Annotated in this window: 2 protein-coding genes; both read right to left on the bottom strand. The window is 29.0% G+C overall.

Annotated features, from left to right (window positions below; genetic code table 11):
- Positions 1–74: 74 nt before the first annotated feature.
- Entirely contained in the window at positions 75–521 is a 447-nt protein-coding gene (locus H8R24_RS17955; protein ID WP_187021824.1) for a hypothetical protein, read from the bottom strand.
- Between the two features lie 156 nt (positions 522–677).
- Positions 678–1,748: a type I restriction endonuclease gene (locus tag H8R24_RS17950; RefSeq protein WP_187021823.1), complete on the bottom strand. Its 1,071-nt coding sequence runs from the start codon at positions 1,746–1,748 to the stop codon at positions 678–680.
- Positions 1,749–1,879 lie beyond the last annotated feature (131 nt).

Genomic DNA, 1,879 nt, shown 5'->3' with positions numbered 1-1,879 from the left:
CCGAGTACGTGACCCGTACGCTCGGTGGTGTGAGAGGCGCACTCCGTTAGTTCCTAGCGGAGCCGTCTACTCGATTACCATATGTTTTTTAATAAATCGTAAATAGAATAACCAATTAGAGAAAATAATGAAACTATATAAAATAATACACATAAAACTTTTGAAATTCTATAAAATATTGATTCGGTTACTACGTCGAAATCTGATTCGGTTGCTATTCCGTCCAACTCTTTTATTGTACGTTTCACGCGACTGCTCTTTAACTGATCTAAAACACTCACTTCGGAAAATTGAACTATTAAACCGAAAAGGATTCCGAATCCGAGTGATGAGATAGAAATTGCAAACAATATAGACTTAACCATAGACATTGGTAAATCAGATTTGAAAGATATTAAAATACCAAAAAGTCCAACAGACAAAGTGATTAAATTTTTTATCCACGCATAAAATTTTTCAAGCTTTTTATCTTGTATTTCTTGTAATTCTGATATTCTAATATTCAATTCTTCTCTTGTCATTTTTTAAAATATATGGTAACGTTTTGCCAGTTTGAGATGGCTGGAAGTTCGTAACCGCTAAACTTTCTGCTTAACGAAAATTTGATGCGAAACGGTAATTCCACTAAATTCCAGCTAGCTCAAAATGGCTGTTAGCTGTAGCCGTTTTATATTCTTTTATTCGTAGGTTTTTATTGTTGATAATAATTCAGTTTTAAAGTCATAAATTTCTTCTAAAGATGAAATTAGTTTTTTCTCACCGTTATCTTTTCCGTTATGGAAAAGTTCAACGTATTTATTTGCAGAATTAAAATGTAATCGACAAATTGGTTTTCTATTATTATCATCTAATAAAATACCAAAATAAGATTGCGTATCTCTAAATGCAATTCTTGATGAAGGTAACACTTCTCTTAAAATTGCTTTTACAATTTGTGAGCCTTCAATTTCTTCTTCTGTTGTGATAAATTTCGGAGTTTCTACATTTTCGTCAATTGCAGTTGTTTGTTCAGTTGCTTTTGAAGGAACCGTTTCAGATATATTTAAAGCATTTTTTAATCTAAAATTTATAGTTTCATTTATTGAAGTAGAAAATGCTTTTTTAGTATATTCCTTAAAGGCAACCAATCTTGGAGCAGTCAAAGGTTTATTGAAAAATCGATTTACTAAAAGGCGAACGATTTCATCTGAAGGTTCTTGTATTTCTTTTTCAAATTCTTTTCTAATTGCTTTTATATATTTTAATCCTTCTGCTGAATCTAAAATTTCTTCAAGATTATAACCATTTTTAGAAAAATTTTGTAAAATTTTTAAACTTGTTTCTTTCAAGTCTGATATATCTAAAGTAAAAAATGGTTTTTCATCCATAATATTAGGTTTCTCTAAATCGGCATAAAAGTTATAAATATGACCATTTGTTAAAACACCAAAACGAGATTTTGAAACGTGATAATATCTATGTAGTTGAGAATTATGAGCATCAACATTTTCATTCCATTTTTTACATTCAATAATTAAAATAGGTTCGCCATCTTTTTTAATTACGTAATCTATTTTCTCTCCTTTTTTAGTGCCAATATCACAAATATATTCAGGAATTACTTCTGTTGGATTAAAAATATCATAACCTAATATTTGAATAAAAGGCATTACAAAAGCATTTTTAGTCGCTTCTTCTGTGTTTATTTGGTCTTTTAAAGAATCAACTCGTTCATGTAGTTGTTGTAATTTTAATTTTAAATCTTCCATTGGTTTTTATATTTTATTTATAGCACTATTTCTCTGTTTTATCGCACGGTTGCAGCTAACGTCAGTCTGTGAAAAAACTTCCGTTTATTTCTTTCAAATATAACACATAATATAATATAAAAGGAAGAAAA

The organism is Flavobacterium muglaense, assembly GCF_014305155.1.
GTDB lineage: Bacteria > Bacteroidota > Bacteroidia > Flavobacteriales > Flavobacteriaceae > Flavobacterium > Flavobacterium muglaense.
Note: the sequence above shows the minus strand (reverse complement) of the source record. Positions and strands in the feature narration are given on the sequence as shown.

What these genes read in the sequence shown, in the direction of transcription:
- H8R24_RS17955 (WP_187021824.1), bottom strand. Translation starts at nt 521, where the DNA reads ATGACAAGAGAAGAATTGAATATTAGAATATCAGAATTACAAGAAATA.
- H8R24_RS17950 (WP_187021823.1), bottom strand. Translation starts at nt 1,748, where the DNA reads ATGGAAGATTTAAAATTAAAATTACAACAACTACATGAACGAGTTGAT.